The sequence below is a fragment of the Synechococcus sp. H60.2 genome (genome assembly GCF_047462315.1).
In the GTDB taxonomy this organism is placed as follows: domain Bacteria; phylum Cyanobacteriota; class Cyanobacteriia; order Thermostichales; family Thermostichaceae; genus Thermostichus.
The window spans coordinates 1-3,140 of sequence record NZ_JANSIZ010000133.1; the positions used below are offsets into that span (position 1 = coordinate 1).

4 protein-coding genes are annotated in these 3,140 nt (G+C 58.2%); 2 read left to right on the top strand and 2 right to left on the bottom strand.

Annotation, left to right across the window (positions count from 1 at the left end):
- Positions 1–178: 178 nt before the first annotated feature.
- Entirely contained in the window at positions 179–1,288 is a 1,110-nt protein-coding gene (locus tag NW845_RS12650; protein WP_414378783.1) for a dockerin type I domain-containing protein, read from the bottom strand.
- Between the two features lie 237 nt (positions 1,289–1,525).
- Between NW845_RS12650 and NW845_RS12655 the strand changes: the two genes are divergently transcribed.
- Entirely contained in the window at positions 1,526–1,858 is a 333-nt protein-coding gene (locus NW845_RS12655) for a hypothetical protein (RefSeq protein ID WP_414372727.1), read from the top strand.
- 24 nt (positions 1,859–1,882) lie between these two features.
- Entirely contained in the window at positions 1,883–2,119 is a 237-nt protein-coding gene (gene rpmB / locus NW845_RS12660) for a 50S ribosomal protein L28 (protein ID WP_414372729.1), read from the top strand.
- 73 nt (positions 2,120–2,192) lie between these two features.
- On the opposite strand, the gene NW845_RS12665 is transcribed toward rpmB, so the two are convergent.
- A complete protein-coding gene (locus tag NW845_RS12665) occupies positions 2,193–2,921 on the bottom strand; it encodes a pentapeptide repeat-containing protein (protein WP_414378785.1) in 729 nt (242 codons plus the stop codon).
- Positions 2,922–3,140 lie beyond the last annotated feature (219 nt).

The window sequence follows — 3,140 nt, forward strand, 5'->3', positions numbered from 1 at the left end:
AATACATCCAGAATCAGTCAGAGGGTGCTATCCATCCCCACCGTCTATACGGTGGGGAATTCCGCACCTTACGTTAACCTACAGAATCCCCAGAGCCCCCTTAAAGTCGAAAAGGCTTCGGGCAAGCTTCTGAGGAACAAAATCCCAAGACCTAGCCAGCGCAAGTTAGCTTGGGCGTTTAGCTGGGGATCTCAATCGTGACATTGGCCAACTGCACATCGTCATAGTCCGCCCAGGCCCCACCGTACTGGCCGATTGTGTTACTCCCCAGCGGCACAAAGATATCCAGGGATCCACCAAAAAGCGGGATACTTATCCGAGGGTCGCCGGCGATCCTGCCAGGCTGGATCACCGTTTTGCCAGTGCGCAGGGTAACAGTATTCAGGCCCAGGCGCAGATGCTCTAGCGGCAGAGGGATGCGCAAGCCGTCTCCTCCCAACTGGATCTGCTCTACCTCCACCCCGTTCAAAAGCACTCGCATGGGAGACATGTCGGCATTAGGAATCTGGGATTGTCCGGCCCGATAGGCGGCGGCTGTATCCAACCCAATCAGGGATCCAATCCGCAGAACTGGTGGACGGGGCGGCAGACGTTCTAGGCTGAAGGAGCGGGTCATCTCCCCCCCTTGGGCAGGAGCAAGAAATTGGCCAGCAGCCGCCGACTCAGGCGAATACCGGTTATCGCCTAGGCGGATGACATTGGCCTCCAGCACCAGCGTGCTGTTGGGATCCCAGCGCTCCAACTGTAACTGACAAGGTCGCTCCCCGCCGGTCTGTCCGCTGCCTGTGCTCTGGGAATAGGGCAAATAGTTCTCCAGCCGCGCCACCAAAATCTCCTCTGCCGGCAGCGGCCCCGGCAGGCGAAACCGCCCCTGGGCATCGGTGCGCACCGCAATCCCGGCTCCCGGAATGGCCACCTCCACGTCGGCCAAGGGCTGCCCTGTCAGGTGATCCACCACCTGCCCAGAGTAGGCAGAATCCAACTGCACCTGTCCAGTGGGCACATCCGTGGCCGCCTGAATGCGCTGCTGCAACATCTGCCAATCGGCTTCTGTAATTCGTCCATCCTGGTCAACATCGGCAGCCCGGATCGGGTCGTCGGTCAACCCCCGTTCTCCGCGCAAATAGGCCCCCAACAGGTTGCGATCCTGCACCGTCAAGCGGCCATCCCCATCCAGATCACCCGGTTGAAAAGGCTGCGCTTGGGCAGAAGACACGCCTATCCAACCCAGAGCAAGGGATCCCAGCAGCAGCAAGAGGGAACGCCCCCATGAGGAGACCCTAGACATAGGCAACTCTCCTGAAAAAAGAGCTAGCCGCAGAGCCGGGAAGGCTTTGTTTACGTTCTAGCGCAGTTCACCGCTTTGCCGCCGGGTTAGCCGAGCCGATTGAGGCTACTCTTGAGCGCATATTTTGCCGATTCGCCCTCTGCCCACTGGGACAGGCCAGAACTCGAAAGCTTGATGGTAAGATGAGCGTGGTGACCTGCTTCTTCTATGGCTCGATACTCCTGCGTGACTCAGCTTATGGGATCAGCCGAGCAGCTAAGCGAAGCGATCCGCGCGGTCTTGGAGCGTTGCCAGCTTACCGTCCTACATAACAGCCCTGACTACTGGGTGGCCGGCGAGCCGCCTGGAAAAAATCCCTACACCAAGCTGGTGACGGTGGAGGTGTTTGTGGATCGCAGCCGCCAAGCCGCTGACGGGTCTGTAGAGGTCACCTGCATCGCCAAAAACGAAGAGCTACCCCTGAGAAGCGTCAACCATTGCCAACAAACCTTTGACCAATTGAGGGCAGAGCTAGCCCAGTTGCAAGCTCAACTGCAGCTTGCTGCTCGACAAAAAGAGGCCATAGAATAGCGAAGCTGAGTTCCCTTGGATCTCATGGCACGTCGCTGCCAACTGACCAACAAAAAACGCAACAACGCTTTCGCCATCTCCCACTCCCACCGGCGTACCAAGCGCCTGCAGGAGGTTAACTTGCAGTGGAAACGCGTCTGGTGGGAGGAGGGCAAGCGGTTTGTGCGTTTGCGCCTTTCCACCAAGGCCCTGAAAACCCTCAAGACCAAAGGGATAGGGGCCATGGCCCGTGAAGCTGGAATCGACCTCAACCAATTTTGAGGGATCAGCCGGTGCCTTGACCTCCTGAGAGCTGATCTGCTACGGCTGGCGGGAGAGTGACTTCGGCTACAGCTCACAGCAATCCAAACAGTTTGCGTGACTTGGGCTGGAGCCCCGCCAGCAGAGTGTTGAGGGTATCCCGCTGAGTAAGCTCGTTGGTGCCGCTCGCGCGCTCGATCAAGAACTTGCGCATTTCGTCCGAGAGCTTGGCGTCGGTAAAGTCGGCGCCGACAAAGCTGGCCCCTTCGATTTGGGCCTCTTGTAGGTTGGCCCCCACCAGGAGGGCTTGGTTGAAGTTGGCATGTTGCAACTGACAACTGGCTAGGACGGCCTGGGAGAGGTTGCAGCGAAATAGGTTGGCTTGGCGAAAGTCAGCGGCAAAAAAGTTTCCTTCCGCTAGGTTGGCAGCCACCAAGCTGGCCTCGCGAAAGATGGAGTGGCTGAAACGGCCTTCCTGAAAGCTGCTTTTGTCCAGCTTGGCAGCGGTGAAGTTGCTGTAGTCTCCCAGGGCTTGACTGAAGCTGGATCCCCGGAGGTCGGAGGCAGCGAAGTTGGCCCGCTCCATCTCGGCACGGCGAAAGTTGCATAACCGCAGATCTGCCTGTTGCATACTGAGCGAGCGCAGGTTAGCCCGCGTCAAGTTGGCCTTGGGCATCTGGATGCGGTCGAACAGGCCCCGCGAGAGGTAAGCACCTTCAAGGTTGGCGCCCAACAGGGAGCGCCCTTCTCGCAGGGCTGCTAGCAAGTCCCGCGTGGTTTCAATGCGAACCGGCTCGGAGGGTTGGGGAGAAGAAACACTCACAGACAGACCACTTCTCACAGGCAGGCCAGAAACCTGGTCAACCTGACCGAAACACTGAGGGCTAACAGGGATCCCATCTAATTAAGCTAGCGTTTGCATCGCCGGTCGAGGTTAAGGGGATATTAAAGACGGCTCTGCAGCGGTTTAACGTAAGGTGCGGAATTCCCCACCCGGGTGGGGATGGATAGCACCCTCTGACTGATTCTGGATGTATTGCTT

Bases quoted from the DNA above. Each gene is read 5' to 3' on its own strand.
- NW845_RS12655 (WP_414372727.1), top strand. From the start codon at position 1,526: ATGGGATCAGCCGAGCAGCTAAGCGAAGCGATCCGCGCGGTCTTGGAG.
- NW845_RS12650 (WP_414378783.1), bottom strand. From the start codon at position 1,288: ATGTCTAGGGTCTCCTCATGGGGGCGTTCCCTCTTGCTGCTGCTGGGA.
- rpmB (WP_414372729.1), top strand. From the start codon at position 1,883: ATGGCACGTCGCTGCCAACTGACCAACAAAAAACGCAACAACGCTTTC.